This window comes from Halobacillus sp. ACCC02827 (genome assembly GCF_030291935.1).
Taxonomy (GTDB): Bacteria; Bacillota; Bacilli; order Bacillales; family Halobacillaceae; genus Halobacillus.
On sequence record NZ_CP128168.1, the window covers coordinates 607025 to 628785 of the forward strand.

Sequence of the window (21761 nt, forward strand, 5' to 3'; positions counted from 1 at the left end):
AAACATGAGGAAGATGCACGCACTATTGTTGAGTTCCGTTCTGTTTATGAGCGCGTGTACACCTGTATTTGATAATCAGGAAGAAGTCATTCAGGAGACGACAGACGAAACGAACAACCAGGCAGCAATTGTCCCGAACTACTCGATGTCCGACGAGGACTACCGGATGATTCTGACAGAAAGCAGCCCGAAAGTTTCATCAGCAAGAGGAATCACGACGAACCAGATGGGGAACCGGCTCGATATCGATGAATTTGAGAGCGGACTGCGCCGTCATTCTAAGGAATATTACGATCCGGAGGACTATTATTTCCAGCCGGGACAGTACCTCACTGATCAGACATTGTTAGATTGGCTCAGCAGGAAGTCCGCTGATAAAGAAGAAGGCTTGAATCCGGAATTGAACGAAGATGAAGCATCGGAAGAGGATTTCCGTGAAAGCCCGCGGTACATTTCCAATATTATTGAGCAGGACTACTTAGTGCAGAAAGACGACAACGTCGTCGAACTGCAGGGTGTCACCATTGGTATCTCTCTCCGTACCGTTTATAAGTTCACAACGGAAGGAAAGAACTTCGAAGAGGATCACTCCACTGAAGAGCTGCTTCAAAAAGGGAAAGAATATGCCGATGAAATCTTGACCCGCATACGTGCCAAAGAAGAGCTCAAGGATGTTCCTGTCGTCTTCGCTATTTACGAAGAAGAGGAAGCGAGTTCGAAAGTTCCCGGTAAGTTCCTTGCGAAGACCTATGTCAAAGGTTCTTCGGGTAGTGTCGGTAGCTGGGATAATATCGACGAAGAACATGTCCTCTTCCCATCAAGTGAGGCAGAGAAGGAGCACTTCGATCAATCCCAGATTTTCTCTGAATTCCGTACGCAGGTATCGAATTACTTCCCTAACTTCGTCGGAATGATCGGAAATGGATTTTACAAAGACGGCGAACTGCATGATATTACCATCGAAATACCGATTCAATTCCAATCCGAATCGGAAGTGGTCGGATTTACGCAGTACGTGTATAGTCTTGTAAATGAGATGTTCCCGGACCACTACTCTGTGCAGGTGAACATTCATAGCCTGGACGAACCGGAAAGCTTGATCGTTAAGAAAGCAGGAGACGAAGAGCCGTTTGTCCATGTCTACAAATAAAGGAGAGCAACCGTCCGGGTGTACCGGGCGGTTTTTTTGTTCCTTCTGTTCCTTTTAAACCCCTACACACTATGCTAAAATATGGATGGAAACGCTTGAAGTGTTAATTTTCAAACAATTATAAAGCGTGCGACCTATTTAATCTCAAGGAGGCGGTTTAAGTATGGTAGTCCCGTACAAGCATGAACCATTCACGGATTTCACGGTGGAAGAAAATCGGAAAGCGCTGCAATCTGCCATCAAGCAGGTAGAAGCGGACCTTGGGAAAGAGTATCCGCTGATTATCGGCGGCGAGCGGATCATGACAGATGACAAGATCAAAGTCGTGAACCCGGCAGATAAGAAAGAAGTCATCGGATATGTTTCTAAGGCGAACCAGGAACTTGCAGAAAAAGCACATAAAGCAGCGGACGAAACGTTCCAGTGGTGGAGAAAGACGAAAGCGCAGTTCCGTGCGGATATCCTGTTCCGTGCCGCGGCAATCGTCCGCCGCCGTAAGCATGAATTTACGGCGCACTTAGTCAAAGAAGGCGGAAAACCGTGGAAAGAAGCGGATGCCGATACGGCCGAAGCGATTGACTTCCTCGAATTTTACGGACGTCAAATGCTGGAAATTGATAAAGGCGTGGAGATCAACTCCCGACCGATCGAGAACAACCGGTTCCATTACATACCACTCGGCGTCGGTGTAGTCATTTCTCCATGGAACTTCCTGTTCGCCATCATGTGCGGGACGACGGTCGCAGCGATGGTTTCGGGGAATACGGTCCTTCTCAAGCCTGCCAGCGCGACGCCGGTCATCGCTTATAAGATGATGGAGGTACTTGAAGAGGCGGGACTTCCGAACGGCGTGATCAACTATGTTCCGGGCAGCGGAAAGGAAGTCGGGGACTACCTTGTCGATCATCCACGGACACGCTTTATCAGCTTCACGGGTTCCAGGGAAGTCGGTACCCGGATATTTGAGCGAGCGGCCAAGGTCCATGACGGTCAGCAGTGGCTGAAGCGTACGATCATTGAAATGGGAGGCAAGGATACGATCGTTGTGGATAAGGAGGCGGATCTTGAGCTTGCCGCTGATGCCATCACTTATTCTGCCTTCGGGTTCTCCGGACAGAAATGTTCCGCATGCTCCCGGGTCGTCGCACATGAAGAAATCTATGATGAACTCTTGGACAGAGTCGTTCAGAAGACGAAGGAAGAAGTGAATTACGGCAACCCGACTGATAACAGCAACTACATGGGGCCGGTCATTGATCAGGGAGCCTACGACAAGATCTTGGAATACATCGGTATCGGGAAAGAGGAAGGAAAGCTGATGACAGGAGGCAAGGGAGACGATTCTAAAGGGTGGTTCGTCGCACCGACCGTCTTTGCCGATCTCGCACCGGATTCCCGGATCATGCAGGAGGAAATCTTTGGCCCTGTCGTCGGTTTCACGAAAGCTTCGTCGTTCGATGAAGCTCTCGATATTGCCAACAATACGGACTATGGCCTTACAGGCGCCGTTATTTCCAATAACCGGGAACATATAGAAAAAGCACGCGAGGATTTCCATGTCGGAAACCTGTACTTCAACCGCGGCTGCACCGCTGCGATTGTCGGATATCATCCGTTCGGCGGATTCAACATGTCCGGAACCGACTCCAAAGCAGGCGGACCGGATTACTTAATCCACCATATGCAGGGTAAAACGACATCGGAAATGCTCTAAATAGACAAACCCCTTTTTCCTGATGCAGGAGGAAAAAGGGGTTTCATTATTTTGCGAAAAAGGAACATACTATTCGTATGTCCTGTTACAGATTGGTGTCGTTTGTGACAGAAACATGAAAAATAATTAAAAAACTTTTGTGAATGTTTATTACTTCAAACACCTATATATGTATATCTATTCGACTTTAGTGAATATTTATTCACAATAGGTAAATTATATCAATTTTTGCAATGTTCAAACAAAAGTTATATGATATAGTTGTACCTGCATTTGGATTTTTCGATGGAATTCATCAGGAGAATCCGACAAACGGTATGGTTGTATAGAGTTGTATATTACAGTTTTGGGAGGTGATTGACGTGTTGGAACTCGCTGCAGCATCATCCGTAACAATTTCCGGGGCAACGTGGTTCTGGTTATTTGTCCCAATGCCATTACTAATCATTCTATCCATCATTACACTATTCACTGAAAGGAGCGAATAACAAAACATGAGTACTGCTACGTTAATAACATTCATCGTCTATTTGATCGGTATGCTCGGAATTGGTTTCGCCGCATATCGTCTAACAAGTGATTTATCCGACTACGTGTTAGGTGGTCGTCGTCTGGGGCCGGGAGTTGCCGCCTTATCCGCCGGAGCCTCCGATATGAGTGGCTGGCTGCTGCTGGGTCTGCCTGGAGCTATTTATGCATCCGGTTTATCGGAAGCGTGGATCGGGGTAGGTCTTGCTATCGGTGCCTATTTGAACTGGCAATTCGTTGCCCGTAAACTTCGTGTCTTCACAGAGGTGGCGGACGATTCCATTACGGTTCCCGACTATTTGGAGAATCGTTTCCAGGATAAATCCCATACATTACGAGTCATTTCCGCAGCTGTTATCCTTTTATTCTTCACCTTCTACACATCTTCCGGTATGGTTGCCGGGGCGAAGCTGTTTGAAGCTTCCTTCAACATTGACTACACAACAGCACTATGGATCGGTGCAGTCGTCACCATCTCTTATACCTTCTTAGGCGGTTTCCTTGCCGTCAGCTGGACGGACTTCGTTCAAGGGATCTTGATGTTCCTTGCATTGATTGCCGTACCGATCGTAGCCGTATCCGAACTGGGCGGCTGGGATAAAGCGACAGATGCTGTCGCTCAAATCGATCCGACACACCTGAACATGGTTCAAGGCGTAGGCGCGATGGCTATTATTTCTTCTCTTGCCTGGGGACTCGGCTACTTCGGTCAGCCGCACATCCTTGTCCGCTTTATGGCCCTTCGTTCACCGAAAGACGTTCCGAAAGCGCGTTTCATCGGAATGGGTTGGATGATCCTTGGTCTTTACGGAGCAATCTTCACGGGTCTGTTCGGACTTGCTTACATTAATACAGCAGATGTTACGGATCTATCCACCTTTAATGCAGAAGTTATGACAGAAGGCGGCATTCAGATGCTTGCCGACTCTGAGAAGATCTTCATCACCTTCTCTCAAATTCTGTTCCATCCGATCATTGCAGGTATCCTGCTTGCAGCGATCTTGTCTGCAATCATGAGTACTATTGACTCTCAGCTGCTTGTATCTTCTTCTGCACTGGCGGAGGACTTCTATAAAGCACTGTTCCGTCCAAACGCGACGGAGAAAGAATTGGTTTGGATCGGTCGTATCGCAGTAGCGGGTATCGCTCTTATTGCGATTCTGCTTGCCGGAAATCCGGACAGCACGGTCCTTGATCTCGTATCTTATGCATGGGCAGGATTCGGCGCCGCCTTCGGTCCGATCATCATCCTGTCTCTGTTCTGGAAAGGGATCACCCGTAACGGGGCGCTCACCGGTATGATCGTCGGTGCTGTCGTAGTCGTTGTCTGGGCTGATGTGCTGAGCGGCGGTATTTTCGAGCTCTACGAACTTGTACCAGGATTCATCCTGAGTGCTCTTGCAACCATTGTTGTAAGTATGTTCGGGAACCCGCCGGCCAACGCAGAAGAATTCTTCGAAGAAGCGAAGAAGCATTAATAAAACCAAAGGTCCCCGGCAATGTGCCGGGGGTTTTTTTATTCCTGTCTTCCTTATTGGAGAAAAGACATGGATGGGGCCGGTATGTTAAGATAAGAAAGATGTGCAACGAACGTTGATAATTGATTCGAATCTTTGGTATGATCATATATTATGTGAGATCGAAATGGAGGTCGCATTATGTCTAGAATCAGTAAAGAAGAAGTGAAGCACGTCGCGAATCTTGCGCGTCTGGCGATCACGGATGAAGAAGCAACGACATTCTCTAAGCAGCTGGATGATATCATCACCTATGCAGAGCAATTGAATGAATTAGATACAACCGGTGTAGAACCGACGACGCACGTTCTTGACCTGAAGAACGTACTTCGCAAGGACGAGCCGAAGAAATGGATTACACAAGAGGAAGCGCTGAAGAACGCACCGGACCACCAGGATGGTCAGTTCAAAGTGCCATCCATATTGGAATAAGGAGGTACGACGATGTCTTTATTTGAGTTTTCACTACGTGAGCTTCAAGAGAAGCTACATAACAAGGAAATCACAGTCACGGATCTAGTAGAAGAATCCTACAAGCGCATTGATGAAGTGGACGGGGAAGTCCAGGCGTTCATCACGTTGAATAAAGAAGCAGCGAAAGCGCAGGCGGCGGCACTGGACAAAGAGCAGGGGAACAGTGACGCGGCTCTCTTCGGTCTGCCGATCGGTGTGAAAGACAACATCGTGACGAAAGGTCTGCGCACGACGGCGGGAAGTCAGATCCTTTCTAACTTTGAGGACCCATTGTATGATGCGACGGTCGTCAACAAACTGAACGATGCGAAAGCCGTCACCATTGGGAAACTGAACATGGACGAATTCGCGATGGGTTCTTCCAATGAGAACTCCAGCTACGCATCTGCTCGTAACCCTTGGAATACGGATTACGTACCGGGTGGTTCCAGTGGTGGATCTGCAGCCTCTGTAGCGGCAGGAGAAGTTCCCTATTCTCTAGGGTCCGATACCGGCGGATCTATCCGTCAGCCGGCAGCTTACTGTGGTGTCGTCGGTCTTAAGCCGACATACGGCCGTGTGTCCCGTTTCGGATTGATCGCTTTTGCGTCTTCCCTTGACCAAATCGGTCCGATCACCAGAAACGTCGAAGACAATGCTTTCCTTCTGGAAACTATTGCAGGCTACGACAAAATGGACTCCACGTCTGCCAATGTAGACGTTCCGAAATATACCGAATCTTTGACAGGCGATGTCAAAGGTCTGAAGATCGCTGTTCCAAAAGAATACCTTTCTGAAGGTGTAGCACCGGAAGTGAAGGAAGCGGTCCAAGCTGCTTTGAAAGAGTATGAAAAGATGGGTGCGACATGGGAGGAAGTTTCCCTGCCACACTCGAAATATGCTTTGTCTACGTACTACCTGCTTTCTTCTTCGGAAGCATCTGCCAACCTGGCCCGCTTTGACGGAGTCCGTTACGGTAAGCGTGCAGAAGACGCAGAAACGATGCTTGACATGTTCATGCGCTCCCGCTCGGAAGGCTTCGGGGACGAAGTGAAGCGCCGGATCATGCTCGGAACGTTCGCGCTCAGCTCCGGTTACTATGATGCGTATTACAAGAAAGCCCAACAAGTCCGTACGTTGATCAAAAACGATTTTGAGAAAGTGTTCGAAGAATATGATGTGATCGTCGGACCGACGACTCCGACTCCTGCCTTTAAAGTAGGGGACAAAGTCGACGACCCGATGACGATGTATGCCAACGATATTCTGACAATCCCTGTCAACCTTGCCGGCGTACCGGGAATCTCCATTCCTTGCGGCTTCTCCAGCGAGGGACTTCCAATCGGTCTGCAGATCATCGGGAAACACTTCGACGAAAGCACCGTTTACCGTGCAGCCCACGCCTTTGAGCAGGCGACAGAATTCCATAAACAACGCCCGTCCCTTGGAGGTGCGCGCTAATGAACTTTGAAACGATTATTGGACTAGAGGTCCACGTAGAATTGAAAACGAACTCTAAAATCTTCAGTCCGTCTCCGAACATGTTCGGGGATGATCCGAATACGAACATCAACCCGATCGACCTCGGGTACCCGGGTGTTCTGCCGGTACTGAACGAAGAAGCTGTCAACTTCGCTATGAAAGCAGCGATGGCACTCAACTGTGAAATCGCAACAGATACGAAGTTTGACCGCAAAAACTATTTCTACCCGGACAACCCGAAAGCCTACCAAATTTCTCAGTTTGATAAGCCGATCGGTGAGAACGGGTATATCGATATTGAAGTAGACGGTAAGAAGAAGCGGATCGGAATCACGCGCCTTCATATGGAGGAAGATGCCGGTAAACTGACGCACAGCGACGACGGATATTCCCTTGTCGACTACAACCGTCAAGGTACACCGCTTGTCGAGATCGTATCCGAGCCCGACATCCGCTCTCCGAAAGAGGCGTACGCCTACTTGGAAGCATTGAAGAACATCATCCAATATACAGGCGTTTCCGACTGTAAGATGGAAGAAGGTTCCCTTCGCTGTGATGCCAACTTGTCCATCCGCCCGATCGGACAGGATCAATTCGGTACGAAAACGGAGCTTAAGAACCTGAACTCCTTCTCCTTCGTACAAAAAGGTTTGGAATTCGAAGAGAAGCGCCAGCAGAAGGAACTGATGGCAGGTGGAGAAATCCTTCAGGAAACACGTCGCTATGACGAGCAGACGAAGGAAACGATCCTGATGCGTATCAAAGAAGGATCCGACGACTATCGCTACTTCCCGGAGCCGGACCTCGTTCCTCTTCACATCGACGAAGCATGGAAAGAGCGTATCCGCGCGGAAATCCCTGAACTTCCGGATGCCCGTAAGAAGCGCTACATCGAGCAGCTGGAGCTTCCTGCCTACGATGCGATGGTCCTGACGAACAACAAAGAGCTTTCCGATTTCTTCGAAGAAACGATCGCTCAGGGAGCCGACGTCAAGCAGGCTTCCAACTGGTTGATGGGTGAAGTGTCTGCCTACATGAACAAGCATTATAAAGAGCTTTCTGATCTTGCTTTGACACCGGATTCTCTTGCGAAGATGATCCAGCTGATCGAAGACGGTACAATCTCCTCCAAGATTGCGAAGAAAGTCTTCAACGAACTTGTAGAAAACGGCGGCGAGCCGGAGAAGATCGTTAAAGAGAAAGGGCTTGTCCAAATTTCCGATGAAGGTCAACTGACGGAAATCATCGTAAAGATTCTGGATAACAACCCTCAATCCATTGAAGACTTCAAGAACGGGAAAGACCGTGCCCTCGGCTTCCTTGTCGGTCAAGTGATGAAAGAAACAAAAGGACAGGCGAACCCGCCGATGGTCAACAAGATCATCCTTTCTGAAATGGAGAAGCGCTAAAGCCTATAGAAGGAAGAAAGCACGCACCGAACGGCGAGTGCGTGCTTTCGTATGACTTGGGACATCCAGTCATATACTAGAAAAACAGTTTGCAAAAAGAGGAAAACAAGCTATGATGATAATTGGAGCAATCTGGATGAGGGGGTCAAAACATGAAACGTGCCCGAATAATTTATAACCCGACCTCTGGAAGAGAAGTCATACGCAAGGTTCTCCCGGACATCCTGCAACGATTCGAACAAGCCGGATACGAAACCTCCGCCCATGCGACGACCTGTGCAGGTGACGCGATCAATGCCGCGAAGTACTGCGTCGAACAAAAATTCGATGTAGTCGTGGCAGCGGGTGGAGACGGAACCATCAACGAAGTCATCAATGGACTAGCCGAACAAGAACATAAACCGAAGCTCGGCATCATTCCAGTCGGGACGACCAACGATTTTGCACGTGCACTGCACATACCTAGAAACGTTCATAAAGCGGTCGACATCATTTTGGAGGATTATACCCATCCATTGGATATCGGACGCGTCAACGATCATTACTTCATGAACATTGCCGGTGGAGGGAAAATCACCGAAATCAGCTATGAAGTACCAAGCAAGCTGAAGACGATGCTCGGTCAGCTCGCCTACTACTTGAAAGGGATCGAAATGCTGCCATCCATCCGTCCGACCCGTGTCGAGATGGAATACGACGGCAAATGGTACGAAGGCGAGATCATGCTCTTCCTCGTCAGCAACACCAATTCCGTCGGCGGGCTCGAGAAGCTTGCGCCGGCTGCCCGTATGGATGACGGTCTTTTCGATCTGATGATCATTGAAAAAATGAACATTGCAGAATTCGTACGGCTCGCAACTCTTGCGATCCAAGGGAATCACCTCAACCATCCGAAGTTTGTCCACCTCACCGCCAGCCGCGTGAAGGTGAAGACGGACGAGAAGATGCAGTTGAATATCGACGGGGAATTTGGCGGATTATTGCCCGGGGAATTTGTCAATTTATACCGTCACTTGGATTTCTTCGTGCCTGAACAGCATTTCAAGACGGAGGAATAATAGGAAGCGCTACTGTATAAAGCAGTGGCGCTTTTTCCATGTTGGATGAAGGTCGGTGTATCTCTGGGAATATCAGTTGGAAGAGAGAGCATTTCCCGGGACATGAATGGGTGCATAAGTCCATCGACGGCGAAAAGGAAGAGCGCTTTTCTCCATCAATGTTCTTATGCTTGTCGCAGCTCCCGGGGCGACTCCGCACTTAGTGTTATCCGGCTGCGTCGCCCAGCTGCTCGAGGTCATAAGTCCATCGACGGCAAAAAGGAAGAGCACTTTTCTCCATCAATGTTCTTATGCTTGTCGCAGCTCCCGGGGCGACTCCGCACTTAATGGTCAGATATGATAAACTACGTATAGAATATAGAAAAAAAGGACGGATGAATGATGGCGAAAGTGAAACCGCCGGTTGAGAAGAATGAGACAGTCGAGCTTACGTTTGAGGATTTGACGCATGAGGGGAACGGGGTCGGCAAAGTGGACGGCTATCCTCTGTTTGTTCCCTATGGTCTTCCGGGTGAGACGGCAACGGTCAAGGTCGTCAAAGTGAAAAAGAACTTCGGATTCGGAAAGATTCTTGAAGTGAAAGAAGCAAGTGAAGACAGAGTGGAACCTCCATGTGATGTTTTCTATCAGTGCGGCGGGTGCCAGCTTCAGCACATGAGTTATCAAATGCAGCTGGACATGAAGCAGAAGCAGGTCAAAGATAACATGAAGAAGATCGGACACCTGGAGCACGTACCGGTGCATCCGACAATCGGTATGGAAGATCCGTGGCGCTACCGCAACAAAGTTCAGATTCCAGTCGGCCAGAAGGAAGACGGGGAACTGATGACAGGCTTTTATCAGAAGCGAAGCCATAACATCATCGATATGGACACATGTCTGATTCAGGATGAAGTGAATGACCGGATGGTTGAAACGGTACGCCGTATCGCTTCCAGATACGGAATCGATGCCTACGATGAACAGACGCACCGCGGCGTACTTCGTCACATCATGGTCCGGACGGGACAGACGACGAAGGACATCATGATCGTGATCGTTACGAAGACGAAGAAACTTCCTCACAAAGAAAAAATCGTAGACGAAATCCGCGATGCGTTCCCAAATGTAAAATCAATCGTCCACAACATCAACAGTGCAAAGACGAATGTCATTTTAGGAAGAGAAACGAACGCACTATGGGGAGAAGAATACATCTACGATACGATCGGAGATATCCGTTTTATGATTTCCCCGAAATCGTTTTACCAGGTCAACCCGACCCAGACGAAGACGTTGTACGACCAGGCACTTTCCTATGCCGACCTGCGTGGTGGAGAAACGGTCATCGATGCCTACTGTGGAATCGGAACTATTTCCTTATTCCTCGCCCAGAAGGCAGAGAAGGTGTATGGAGTGGAAATCGTTCCGGAAGCCGTGGAAGACGCGAAGAAGAACGCCCGTCTGAACAAGATGGACAACGCCGAATTCTTCGTCGGGGAAGCAGAAAAGCTCATGCCGTGGTGGCGTAATCAAGGCCTTCGCCCGGACGTCATCGTCGTCGACCCTCCGCGTAAAGGCTGTGACGAGCAGCTTCTGAAAGCGATGCTCGACATGGAGCCGGAGCGGATCGTGTATGTATCCTGTAATCCGTCTACGCTTGCGCGTGATCTGCGGGTGCTGGAAGACGGTGGTTATGAAACGAAGGAAGTGCAGCCGGTCGATATGTTCCCGCAGACGAGTCATGTAGAGTGTGTCTCGCAACTCATTAAAAGAAAAGGCAACTAACCCTCTGGGTGTTGCCTTTTTTATTGGAGATGCATGGGATTAACAAAGCTATACTGGATATTAACAGTGCCATCTTGGCTGCAGGTTATTTTCTCAACTAGGGAGTGTAGGATTTTAGGTGTCAGTTCCTTCAGTGTTAAAACATCTTTAAGTTTTTTACCGATATGAACAGCGTAGTTTTCACTTTCGCATTCCTGCAATTTTTCCTCCAGTTGAGCCTGGGTGAGTTGTATCGCCTTTAGTTTGTTATCCGTTAACTCTCGATATTCTGACAGTTCTTCTTTAGATATCACATTGTTTGTGTACAAATTTACGTATTCCTGTTTTTTATTCTTCAGATCCACTAATTCGTCTTGTGCGTTGATGATGTCTTTTTGAAGCAGATGTTTAGTCTTGGTGAGCTCTGCTGTAACAATTTCAATGGAAGAGTATATGAATTGGGAGTGAATCGATGGAAAAAAGCCTGCATTGAACGAATGTTTGGATGGAACCCTCGATATAAAGTAACCGTTCCTTCTAGATATCTCGGTTTCTAGTCTTCATATAAAGGAGAAGTTAATGGAAGACATTCATACGTTTGATAACAGGTAAACTCACCAACATCTCATGTATTTTCATATACACTCCGGACATACGGAAATAGTTACCCATTTAGTATTACAAGAAGAGTTAAACTCAATGAAATTTAATAAATTGCAAATATATAAATGTTAGGACGGTAAACCGGTAGTTGATAATAGGTTTGCCGTCCTTTTTGGATTCTAAATGTAATAATATCTAAATTTCGAGAACTTACACTCTACAACCTACTTTAATCTTATGAATAAGTTGTTTTATGTCAAAGCAAAATTTTTATGGAAGTTTCCATAGAGGAAAATACGCTTTTTATTTATGGTAAGATTTACATATGGCAATTATTTTGTTGAATGGGGAGAGTGTTTTTAGTGGGGAATGATAATAAAACTGAATTGCGTTTTAAAAATCTACCCTTTTTACTGAAAGATATGAAAAAGAAAGGATGGGTTATAGATTCTTTTCCTTTTCAATATAAAGGAAAAAAGTATATAGTGATTTTAACTTTATACAATAATAGTGAGCGAAAGCCAAGCAAGTATGCTAAAGCTAGTGTGGAATTTATATTATGGAAGAATACAGCAAAAACAATCAAGGGATATATAGACTTTTACAATGTTAAATTTTACAGTGCCTCTGAATTTTGTACATTCTTTGATATTGAAATAGGAAATGCCAATAGAGATTTATTTGATGATTTTTCACTAATCTTTTCAAAGTTTATTCCAAAAAGTAAATTAATTAACAAGGAATGCGAAATTGAAAAACGTTTAGTTGGAAGTCGGGCAGAGGGAACTAATCCCAATGCTATCTACTGCTACGATGTGCGTCGCAATGGAACTAAAAAAGATGGCAAACCAAATAAGCGAAGTATAGGTAATAGTAATAAAGCACAAATCCTTCGTCCTGAACTTTATTCAATATATTCTGCAGATCCCAATTTAAGTTTCTACTTCTCCGATAAAAAAGAAGATGAGAAAAGTGATGATGAGATAAAGAGGGCATTTTCTACACGGTAATTTTTCTATATAACAACTGAGGTAAGGCCAAGAAGGTGTCCTTTGAGAGACAAATATATAATATACACACCTTTATCCATTCGCCACACTTACAGGAATCCTAATCTCTTTTCTTGGTGTATGCAATTTAATGGCGATGAAAAACATTATTATTGTTGCTTTGAAAATGATAATCCAATTGAAATTGAGGTTTCAAATAAAATTGGGGCATTAAAAAATCGTATAAAAAAATACGTTGAAAAGAACTTTAATGAATTAGTTAATAAATTCCTATACCTTGAAAAAGTACTTAGATTGGTAACAAACCTTGATATTTTTATCCCAGTAATAAAACTTGAAGTTTACGATGAAGAAATGGACTTTATAGAAGAAAGGTTCTTTTTTATGCAAAATTTTTCACCTTTGAACCCTACTTATCAGTTTTCAAAAAATAACTTGGAATTACAATCTGATAGACTTTTTCTGTTAATAACACATCAGTAAAACTTTTATGTCTATTCGCATCACTTGAATCGTTATTTAATTACGACAAAGAGAAAATTCCTGAAAAAGTTTCAACTTATACAAGTAGGTTAAATTTTGATGAAGATAAGAAAGATGAAATCTATTCAAGAATAAAAAAATTGTATGATGAACGATCGAAGTATATTCACGGACAAAGAACTGATAGAATAACAAACGCCTTATACGAGGAACTTAAAGAATTTGTGAGAGTTGTTCTCTTAAATTATTGGTTTGTATCAATGTACAATGAGGTAAAAAATAATAAGCAAATGATTAGTTTTCTAGATGAAGAGAAGCCTCTAAACACGAATACACAACTTGCTATTCTAGCAGTAAGGGAAACGGACTACACTAAATTTTATTCAGATGTAAGAGAGAAACTTGAGAGTGGTGTTACGGATATTCTTTAAATAAAAAAGCAATCCCAAAAAGGATTGCTTTTTTATTTAAAGAGTAAGCCCAAATTATAAAAGTTAAACGTGAAGTGGAAGACATCGAGGTCCTTATAAATTTGGCTGGTGGCAACAGCTTGTTGTATGGAAGTTCTTTTGATGCCGTGTTAGCACTTTTAACTTTTGAATTCTTTGTCTTAAACTAAAGGGTGGCTTTAGTGAAGGTAAAATACTTAAAACGCACTAACTAAAAAAAGCTAAAGGTATAATAAGAGCTTTATGATCTATTCTGCTAAAATAGTCGAAGTGGATTTCATTCATACGTATGAATATCAATAACCCCACCGACATCCCATTGTATTGCCACATACACTCCGGACATGTGGAGTGTGTGACGTGGCTGGAGAAGAAGGTGTCTAACTAAAATAAACCTTTCCCAGTAAAAGATATACTTTTTCTAACAAGACCTGAACTTCGATGTTTGGGTCTTTTTTTTTGCGTAGTTCCTGCATTACTCGTTATGGAATGTAGTTCTTACTTCGATCTGTCACTTAAAATAAAAGTGGGAAGAGGGTATGCTTAAAGGCATACCCTCTTCCCATTTAAACGTCCTTACAAATTCTTCTTACTTACCAACTCCGACACAACAAAAGCGAGATCATCGTTTCCATAGAGAGACAGCGCTTCAAGCAGCATCCCTGAATCAATGAAGTCCGACTCTTCTTTCGTTACCGTAAGCTCCAAAGCTTCCACTAATTCTTTATTTTTATCCTGGTACGGATAGGCCTCTGTATAGATGGCGGCAGGGTCCAATTCATGATTGATACACCACTGGGCAAAAAGCAGAATCATCATCTTTTCGCCTTTTTGATAATTATGAATTACGGCTTCTTCACGGCTGCGGTCCACACGACATGCCTCCTTTATTCGGGGAGACTCGTTTTTTCCTCACCCGGTACGGCTATTATACCTAATAATCAGAGATTCATAAATCGCCTGGTCGAGTCCTTCCTTTTCCTTTAATAACGCTCCTTGTCTTCATTCTCCTCAGCCTCTTTCATCTGCTCATAGCGCTGGCGCTGTCTGTATCCATACGTAGCGGAAAGGACGACTTCTTCGTTCTCCAAAGCCGAACCGAGTGCTCCGATGATGGTGGACACGCTTGTGGCGGTCCAGGCAATATAGAAAAACTGCATGTAGCCGACTTCGGCGGACAGTTGGGATTCCAGCATGCTTTTCGGAATAAGAAGAAAGACGGTGACGAGGAAAATCAGGAATAAGAGTGCGTAATAGAGCATCACGGAGACGGCGAGCGTGAAGAAGGTCACCGTGTTGTAGAGCCGGCGCAGATGGCTGTTTTCTTTATCTTTTTTCCGTTCCCACAGATGGTGGGCAAGGATGATCCAGATGATCATTGCAAGAATTGACAAGACAGATAAGAGGAGCATGCGCCACGTACTGTAGTGGTCGCTAAGCTTCCATAAGGTCGGAAAGACGAGAGCATAGGCACCTGTGGTGAAGGCGAGCACAATAACCTTCATGAATGCCGGGAACATCGACCACGGACGGTTCGCCCGGACCATTCCCGTGATCAGCCGGAGCAGGCCTACCACGCGGGAGCGGATCGTAAAGCGGACGTCGACGTCGCTGTCCATTTCGACCGGTGCCTCCCGCAGAATCGGGGAAAACAGTTCCAGACCTCTTCGCCGCATCAGCTTTGTCGAACTCTTGTTTTTTAATTCGGGGTATTTGTCTTCGTCCTTGGATTGGATTCGCTCCTCGGCTTTTTCCCTGTCTTTATCTGAGCTTCCGTAATACATTTCGTTGATCAGCTGCAGAATCGCTTCCCTTACGCGTTTGACCATCGGCGCAGCTCCTAACCCGGGAAGACTGATCAGGGCGGTGCACCCCCGGGCGAGCGTTTCTGCAATCAAGGTTTTCTTATCATGGAAGAGGGGCAGGTCGGTCAGCGCAATGGCGAACGTCCATCCCTGTTCCTGCTTTTCGTCAAGTGTCGCCTCCAGTACTTCCCGGGGATCTTCCGTTGCTCCGGTGAGGGAAAGGACCTTGTATTCCACCTGCCAATCGGCTGTTTCATCTACATAGTATGCAAGCATGTCAGGCAGTTCGTTCTCGAGAATCGCTCCAAGCTTATCGGGGTAGCCTGGTGCAGCGACCAACCCTACTTTTTTAATGGAAGCAGTCAAAAGGATCACCAGCTTTGTCATTTTATTCGGTGTAGGATATTTATCCTAATTCTATTGGAATAAAACGACTTTCTTCTATTTTTCTCTCTTTAACCCCTGCCTGATCAATGAAAACCGAGAATGGACTGCTCCGTCGCTTTCGTCAGGCACTTGCGGAACAGGAGTATCCCGACGAGAAGGGCAGCGATGCTTGGGAGGGTCAGATACAGATAATCCGTCCATCCAAAGGCGGAAAGCTGCGTACCGTGCACCATCACATCGCGCAGCAGATTCAATCCCCAAACCGATGGAATCAGCTTGAAAAACGGGCTTGCCTCGGCAGGAAGGAACATCAGTCCAAGCAGCACGAACTGGATGATCTGCAGGAAAGTTCCGATTTTCTTGAACAGCAGCACGCCGCCGGCGAGGGCATAGCCGAGGCCCCAGAAGCTCAGTGAAACAAAGAAGGTGAGGAGAAGAATGGATCCGATGTTGTGGAAATCAAGAAACGTCTGGGTGACGAGCATCATAAGCATTAAGAGTACAAAGATCTGAATGAAGTCGATCAACAGCATGGCGAATGACTTGAACGTAATGACCGTGAGGAAGGAGTATTTAGATAAGTAGAGTTGTTCAATCGTGCCGATCCGTGTTTCATCCTCAATGGAATCGGTGATATTCTGATAAATCGATATCGCCAGTATCCAGATGATGAAGCTCAGGATCAAACTTTCCTTCGTATCACTTCCGAGGTTGAAGCCGACGATGCCGGAGTATCCATAGAAGATGAGCAGGAACACGAGGAAGATCGTGATTCCACCGCCGATGGTATCGGTGATGTACCGTTTAGCGAGAATGGCTTCTTTCTTTATGTAAGCTTTCCATAACATCATGAACCTGTCCCCCTTATTGGATGGCTTCCAAGAATAAGTCCTCAAGCGCCGTCTGACCATAATGGAATGCTATGATTTCCCCTTTGTCTCCGGCGAGCTCAAGAATGCCCATGAACTCTTCCATGTTGTGAAATGTGATGTGAAGTCCATCGTTATCCTTCACAAAAGCAAGGCATTGCTGCTCAAGCACACCTTCCATGCCTCCCATGTCTTTTACGGTGACCGTCCCCGTTTTCGCATCCATCATTGTCTTGAGTTCTTCGGCGTGTTTTTCGGCAACAAGCTTTCCCTCTTGAAGGATCATAACTCTGTTACAGACTTTCTCGACGAATCTCATATCATGAGAAGTGATCAACAAGGACTTATTCATTTGATGAGGGATGGAAGGAAGCAGTTTCTCTAAATCTCTCAGTGTGGACACGTCGAGTCCGAGCGTCGGTTCATCAAGGAGAATGATCTGCGTATCTTCGACGAGGGCGATCAGGATGGAAAGTTTCTGCTGCATCCCTCTTGAAAGGTTTTGGACGAGTTCGTTACGCTTCGATGTCAGGGCAAACTCGTCCATCAGCGTAGTAATCTGATCCTGCTTCGTTTTATAATTGGTTCCTTTCAAGGTCAAAAGGAATTCGATGTTTTCTTTGACCGTCAATTTCCAATAGAGGTTCCTGTTTCCCTCCATGATGCAGGATATGATTGGGTTTTTCTTTCTGTTGGGTTTTCCATTTATGTAAATATCGCCGCTCGTCGGGTAGGTGAGTGTAGCGATCATTTTCAATATCGTCGTTTTACCGGCACCGTTCGGTCCAAGCAGGCCGACGATATCCTGACGATCGATATGGAAATTCAGCGGCTCGATGGCCGTGGTTTCTTTATATTTCTTTGTGACGTTCTCAAAGCGGATGATTTCTTTCAAAAGCGGGGCTCCTCTCTTTTTACTATTAATGGAATTATATCAAAAAAGAAGGGGATGGTTCTTTCGTATAGGGGAAATGATTGAAAAAACCCCCGAAAGCGCGATGCTTTCAGGGGGGGGATCCTATCAGTTATAGGCGAGGTTTTTCTTCTTCTTCAAATCGAAACGGTCGGCGTTCATGACTTTGACCCAGGCGTTCACGAAGTCCTGGACAAATTTTTCTTTGCTGTCATCCTGCGCGTAGACTTCTGCGATAGAGCGTAGAACAGAGTTGGATCCGAAGACGAGATCGACGCGGGTCGCTGTCCGAACGAGTTCACCGGTCATGCGGTCGCGTCCTTCGTATTCATTGTATCCGGCAGGCTTCCATTCGATGCCCATGTCGAGAAGGTTGACGAAGAAGTCGTTCGTCAGTGTGCCGACGTTGTCGGTGAATACGCCGTGCTCTGTACCGCCGTGGTTCGCGCCGAGGACGCGCATGCCGCCGACGAGAACCGTCATTTCCGGTGCGGAAAGTCCGAGGAGCTGGGCTTTGTCGACAAGCAGCTCTTCCGGGCTCAGCGTATAGCGCTTCTTCTCATAGTTACGGAACCCGTCTGCCATCGGCTCCAGCACATCGAAGCTTTCGACATCTGTCTGTTCCTGGGAAGCATCGCCGCGCCCCGGGGCGAACGGAACGGTGATTTCGAAGCCGGATTCTTTGGCTGCTTTTTCTACCGCCGCACTTCCTCCGAGGACGATCAAATCAGCAAGGCTGACGTTCTTATCCAAGTCTTTTTGGATATCTTCGTAAACGGAGAGGACGTGATCCAGCTGTTCGGGCTCGTTCACTTCCCAGTTCTTCTGAGGCTCAAGCCGGATGCGTGCTCCGTTGGCGCCCCCGCGGTTGTCTGATCCACGGAAGGTGCTTGCGGAAGCCCAGGCCGTCGTAATGAGCTCGCTCGTCGTCAGTCCGGATCGAAGAATTTTCTCTTTCAACTCCGCTGTTTCTGCACTGGATAGTTCATAGTCGGCTTCCGGTACCGGATCCTGCCAGATCAAGTCTTCATCAGGTACCTCTGGGCCGAGGTATCTGGCTTTCGGTCCCATGTCACGGTGGAGAAGTTTGAACCATGCGCGTGCAAAGACGTCAGCGAAATATTCCGGATCTTCATGGAATCGGCGGGAAATCTTCAAGTACTCAGGGTCTTCCCGGAGTGCCATATCAGCCGTCGTCATCATCGTATTCACCTTAATGGAAGCATCCTCCGCGTCCGGGGCGAGGTGTTCCTCTTTGGGATTGACCGGCTTCCATTGGTAGGCACCGGCTGCACTCTTCGTCAGTTCCCAATCATATCCGAGCAGCAAGTCATAATAGCCGTTGTCCCACTGCGTAGGATTTGCTGTCCAGGCACCATCGACACCGCTCGTAATTGTATCGCGGCCTTTTCCGCTGCCATGAGTGCTCTTCCATCCTAAGCCTTGATCTTCGATGTCTGCGGCTTCAGGGGAAGCGCCGACGTGTGCTTCGGCATCACCGGCACCGTGGGCTTTACCGAAGGTGTGTCCGCCTGCTGTCAAAGCGACAGTTTCTTCGTCATTCATTCCCATTCGTGCGAACGTTTCGCGGATGTCACGGGCGCTTGCCAAAGGATCCGGCTTGCCGTTCGGTCCTTCCGGGTTTACATAGATCAGTCCCATTTGTACAGCTGCGAGCGGGTTCTCCAGTTCACGATCACCGGAATAGCGGTTGTCACCCAGCCACTCTGTTTCCGTACCCCAGTAGATGTCTTCTTCCGGATGGTAGATGTCTTCACGACCGCCGCCGAACCCGAACGTTTTCAATCCCATGGATTCAAGAGCTACATTACCGGTCAAGACGAGCAGGTCTGCCCAGGAAATTTTGTTGCCGTACTTCTGTTTGATCGGCCAGAGCAGGCGGCGGGCTTTATCGAGGTTGGCGTTATCAGGCCAGCTGTTCAACGGTGCGAAGCGCTGGTTCCCGGTTGCTCCACCACCACGGCCGTCTCCGGTACGGTATGTTCCTGCCGCATGCCAGGACATACGGATGAAGAGGGGGCCGTAGTGACCGTAATCGGCCGGCCACCAATCCTGGCTGTCGGTCATCAGGTTATGAAGGTCCTGTTTGAGTGCATCGTAATCTAATTTTTGGAATTCTTCTGCGTAATCGAAGTCTTCTCCCATCGGTGTCGTCTTCGTGTCGTGCTGACGAAGGATGTGCAGGTTCAACTGGTTCGGCCACCAGTCTTTATTCGTCGTACCGACTTTCGTCGTTGTAACGGCGTTTTCTTCCTGCGTTTTGCCATGAGATACCGGACACTTGCCAGCTTTGCTGTCGTGCATTTCGTTCTTATCCATGTTCAAATCTCCTCCTCTATATAATAGAAACATAATTAAAACTAATCTCAGATTATAATTATAATAAAAAGAGAATAGAAATAAAAGAAAGAACCTCTGACATTCAGAAAAAAATTGAGAGTATAACAGGATTGGTAGACAAGGGAAGGGTTTATCAAGGCGGTTGAAAGGTTTGTGTAGTAAATGCAGTATGTGTTGTTACTATCATTCTAACAAACTATCAGAAAAGAAAGTATCTTTTACATTTTTTAATAAAGCTGCTCGTTACTTTGGTTGGGTATGGAATGGTTCTCAACTGAGATATGGTTGGTATTTACTCTTTCGCCTTCCGAAACAAATGGTTTGACCATTTACCTGAGGAGGCGTATCTTTAATGGCGCACACCAAAGACCACGCTCTGTTGGTCATTCACACAAAACGAGGCGGCTGGAACCGGCTGCCTTTGAATAGAATGATGAGAGGAGAATACATCATGGAAAACTATCAATCACTGCTTGAAAAACAGAAAGCCTTTTTCCGGACAGGACAGACGAAGTCCGTTGAATTCCGTAAACAGGCGTTGAATAAATTGAAGAACCTCGTCACAGCGAACGAGCAGAACATTCTTGATGCGCTGAAAGCGGATCTTAATAAACCGGAAGTAGAGGGGAAACGGGCGGAAATCGGTCTCGTTGTATCGGAAATCGACTTCATGCTCGAGCACCTGTCGGATTGGACGAAGCCGGAGGAAGTTCCTACGCCTGCGACGCATGAGGGAGCGTCCAGCTTCATTATGGCTGATCCATATGGAGCGGCCCTTGTCATTGCGCCTTGGAATTATCCGTTCCAGCTTGCATTGAACCCATTGGCGGGAGCGATCGCTGCAGGGAATACAGCCGTATTGAAGCCATCCGAGCTGACACCGAACACGTCGCATCTGCTTGCAGCCTTGATCAACGACCATTTTGACGAGGACTATCTTCGTGTCGTGGAAGGGGAAGTAGAGACAAGTACGGCGCTTCTGAAAGAGAATTTTGATTATATTTTCTTCACTGGCAGTACCGGTGTCGGCCGCATCGTTGCAGAGGCGGCAGCCAAGCATTTGACTCCTGTGACACTGGAGCTCGGCGGCAAGAGCCCTGTGATCGTGCACGAGGATGCCGATCTTGATGAAACGGCCGCACGGATTGCACGCGGCAAATATGCTAATGCCGGACAGACATGTGTCGCACCGGATTACGTGCTTGCACACAGCCGTGTGAAGGATGAACTCATTGCTAAAATCAAACAAGTGATCACGAACAACTACGGGACGGAAGTATCTGCGGACACTTTCCCTCACGTGGTCAGTGAACGACACTTCGATCGTCTGCACGGGTTCCTGGATAACGGGACGTTAGCGGCAGGAGGCGGGTCTGACCGTTCCCAGCTGTTCATTGAGCCGACGATTCTTGATAATGTCTCCTGGGATGATGCGGTCATGCAGGATGAAATCTTCGGACCGATCCTTCCGGTGCTGACCTATGACGAGCTTCCGGAAGCGGTGGAGAAAATTATGGATCGTCCCAAACCGCTCGCTCTTTACCTGTTCTCTGATGATGAAGGGGTTCAGGATGACGTCTTCGGCAATCTGTCCTTCGGGGGTGGAGCGATCAATGATACCATCAACCATATGACGTCTCACTACCTTCCGTTCGGCGGTGTCGGTGACAGCGGCATGGGCGCGTACCACGGAAAAGCGAGCTTTGATACGTTCACTCATTATAAGAGTGTGTTGAAACGCTCGAACAAATAAAGAAGGCACGGGAGGACCAATTCATTGGTCCTCCTTTTTTTCGTGACAAAAAGCCATGGCGGTAGAATGAT

At 47.0% G+C, this 21761-nt stretch carries 17 protein-coding genes; 11 read left to right on the forward strand and 6 right to left on the reverse strand.

Going from position 1 to position 21761, the window contains the following annotated elements; translation table 11 throughout:
• The first annotated feature begins 4 nt into the window (after positions 1-4).
• From QRD89_RS03140 to rlmD, 8 genes are all read left to right on the forward strand, one after another.
• Positions 5-1150: a CamS family sex pheromone protein gene (locus tag QRD89_RS03140; RefSeq protein ID WP_008636356.1), complete on the forward strand. Its 1146-nt coding sequence runs from the start codon at positions 5-7 to the stop codon at positions 1148-1150.
• A 163-nt stretch (positions 1151-1313) separates the two neighbouring features.
• Complete coding sequence (pruA, locus tag QRD89_RS03145) at positions 1314-2864, forward strand: L-glutamate gamma-semialdehyde dehydrogenase (RefSeq protein WP_026578736.1); 1551 nt, start codon at positions 1314-1316, stop codon at positions 2862-2864.
• Positions 2865-3358: 494 nt separating this feature from the next.
• The gene (putP, locus tag QRD89_RS03150) at positions 3359-4870 is read left to right on the forward strand and encodes a sodium/proline symporter PutP (protein WP_286096302.1); all 1512 of its coding nucleotides are present in this window, start codon (positions 3359-3361) and stop codon (positions 4868-4870) included.
• 180 nt (positions 4871-5050) lie between these two features.
• A complete protein-coding gene (gatC, locus tag QRD89_RS03155; RefSeq protein ID WP_008640230.1) occupies positions 5051-5341 on the forward strand; it encodes an Asp-tRNA(Asn)/Glu-tRNA(Gln) amidotransferase subunit GatC in 291 nt (96 codons plus the stop codon).
• A gap of 12 nt (positions 5342-5353) precedes the next feature.
• Positions 5354-6823: an Asp-tRNA(Asn)/Glu-tRNA(Gln) amidotransferase subunit GatA gene (gene gatA / locus QRD89_RS03160; RefSeq protein ID WP_008640228.1), complete on the forward strand. Its 1470-nt coding sequence runs from the start codon at positions 5354-5356 to the stop codon at positions 6821-6823.
• Entirely contained in the window at positions 6823-8253 is a 1431-nt protein-coding gene (gene gatB / locus QRD89_RS03165; RefSeq protein WP_286096303.1) for an Asp-tRNA(Asn)/Glu-tRNA(Gln) amidotransferase subunit GatB, read from the forward strand. Before gatA ends, gatB begins: the two co-directional genes overlap by 1 nt.
• Positions 8254-8405: 152 nt before the next feature.
• Entirely contained in the window at positions 8406-9311 is a 906-nt protein-coding gene (locus QRD89_RS03170; RefSeq protein WP_008640224.1) for a diacylglycerol kinase, read from the forward strand.
• Positions 9312-9692: 381 nt separating this feature from the next.
• The gene (rlmD, locus tag QRD89_RS03175; RefSeq protein ID WP_286096852.1) at positions 9693-11078 is read left to right on the forward strand and encodes a 23S rRNA (uracil(1939)-C(5))-methyltransferase RlmD; all 1386 of its coding nucleotides are present in this window, start codon (positions 9693-9695) and stop codon (positions 11076-11078) included.
• Positions 11079-11098: 20 nt separating this feature from the next.
• Here rlmD and QRD89_RS03180 read toward each other — a convergent pair whose 3' ends face one another.
• A complete protein-coding gene (locus tag QRD89_RS03180) occupies positions 11099-11386 on the reverse strand; it encodes a hypothetical protein (protein WP_062515510.1) in 288 nt (95 codons plus the stop codon).
• A 636-nt stretch (positions 11387-12022) separates the two neighbouring features.
• Between QRD89_RS03180 and QRD89_RS03185 the strand changes: the two genes are divergently transcribed.
• Together QRD89_RS03185 and QRD89_RS03190 are read left to right on the forward strand one after the other, a co-directional pair.
• The gene (locus QRD89_RS03185) at positions 12023-12670 is read left to right on the forward strand and encodes a DUF6037 family protein (RefSeq protein ID WP_201029325.1); all 648 of its coding nucleotides are present in this window, start codon (positions 12023-12025) and stop codon (positions 12668-12670) included.
• A 42-nt stretch (positions 12671-12712) separates the two neighbouring features.
• Positions 12713-13153: a hypothetical protein gene (locus tag QRD89_RS03190; protein ID WP_286096304.1), complete on the forward strand. Its 441-nt coding sequence runs from the start codon at positions 12713-12715 to the stop codon at positions 13151-13153.
• 1025 nt (positions 13154-14178) lie between these two features.
• Here the strand turns inward: QRD89_RS03190 and yxiS are convergent.
• The 5 genes from yxiS to katG all read right to left on the reverse strand — a co-directional run bounded on the left by yxiS (position 14179) and on the right by katG (position 19916).
• The gene (gene yxiS, locus QRD89_RS03195; RefSeq protein WP_369815276.1) at positions 14179-14421 is read right to left on the reverse strand and encodes a protein YxiS; all 243 of its coding nucleotides are present in this window, start codon (positions 14419-14421) and stop codon (positions 14179-14181) included.
• Between the two features lie 164 nt (positions 14422-14585).
• Complete coding sequence (locus QRD89_RS03200; protein WP_353477948.1) at positions 14586-15782, reverse strand: MFS transporter; 1197 nt, start codon at positions 15780-15782, stop codon at positions 14586-14588.
• Positions 15783-15877: 95 nt separating this feature from the next.
• Complete coding sequence (locus QRD89_RS03205) at positions 15878-16645, reverse strand: ABC transporter permease (protein ID WP_008637704.1); 768 nt, start codon at positions 16643-16645, stop codon at positions 15878-15880.
• Between the two features lie 13 nt (positions 16646-16658).
• A complete protein-coding gene (locus QRD89_RS03210; RefSeq protein WP_286096306.1) occupies positions 16659-17558 on the reverse strand; it encodes an ABC transporter ATP-binding protein in 900 nt (299 codons plus the stop codon).
• Between the two features lie 126 nt (positions 17559-17684).
• Positions 17685-19916 (reverse strand): catalase/peroxidase HPI, encoded by a 2232-nt coding sequence (gene katG / locus QRD89_RS03215; RefSeq protein ID WP_286096307.1) that lies wholly within the window; start codon positions 19914-19916, stop codon positions 17685-17687.
• A 472-nt stretch (positions 19917-20388) separates the two neighbouring features.
• On the opposite strand from katG, the gene QRD89_RS03220 reads away from it, so the two are divergent.
• A complete protein-coding gene (locus QRD89_RS03220; RefSeq protein WP_353477949.1) occupies positions 20389-21690 on the forward strand; it encodes an aldehyde dehydrogenase in 1302 nt (433 codons plus the stop codon).
• The last annotated feature ends 71 nt before the right edge of the window (positions 21691-21761 follow it).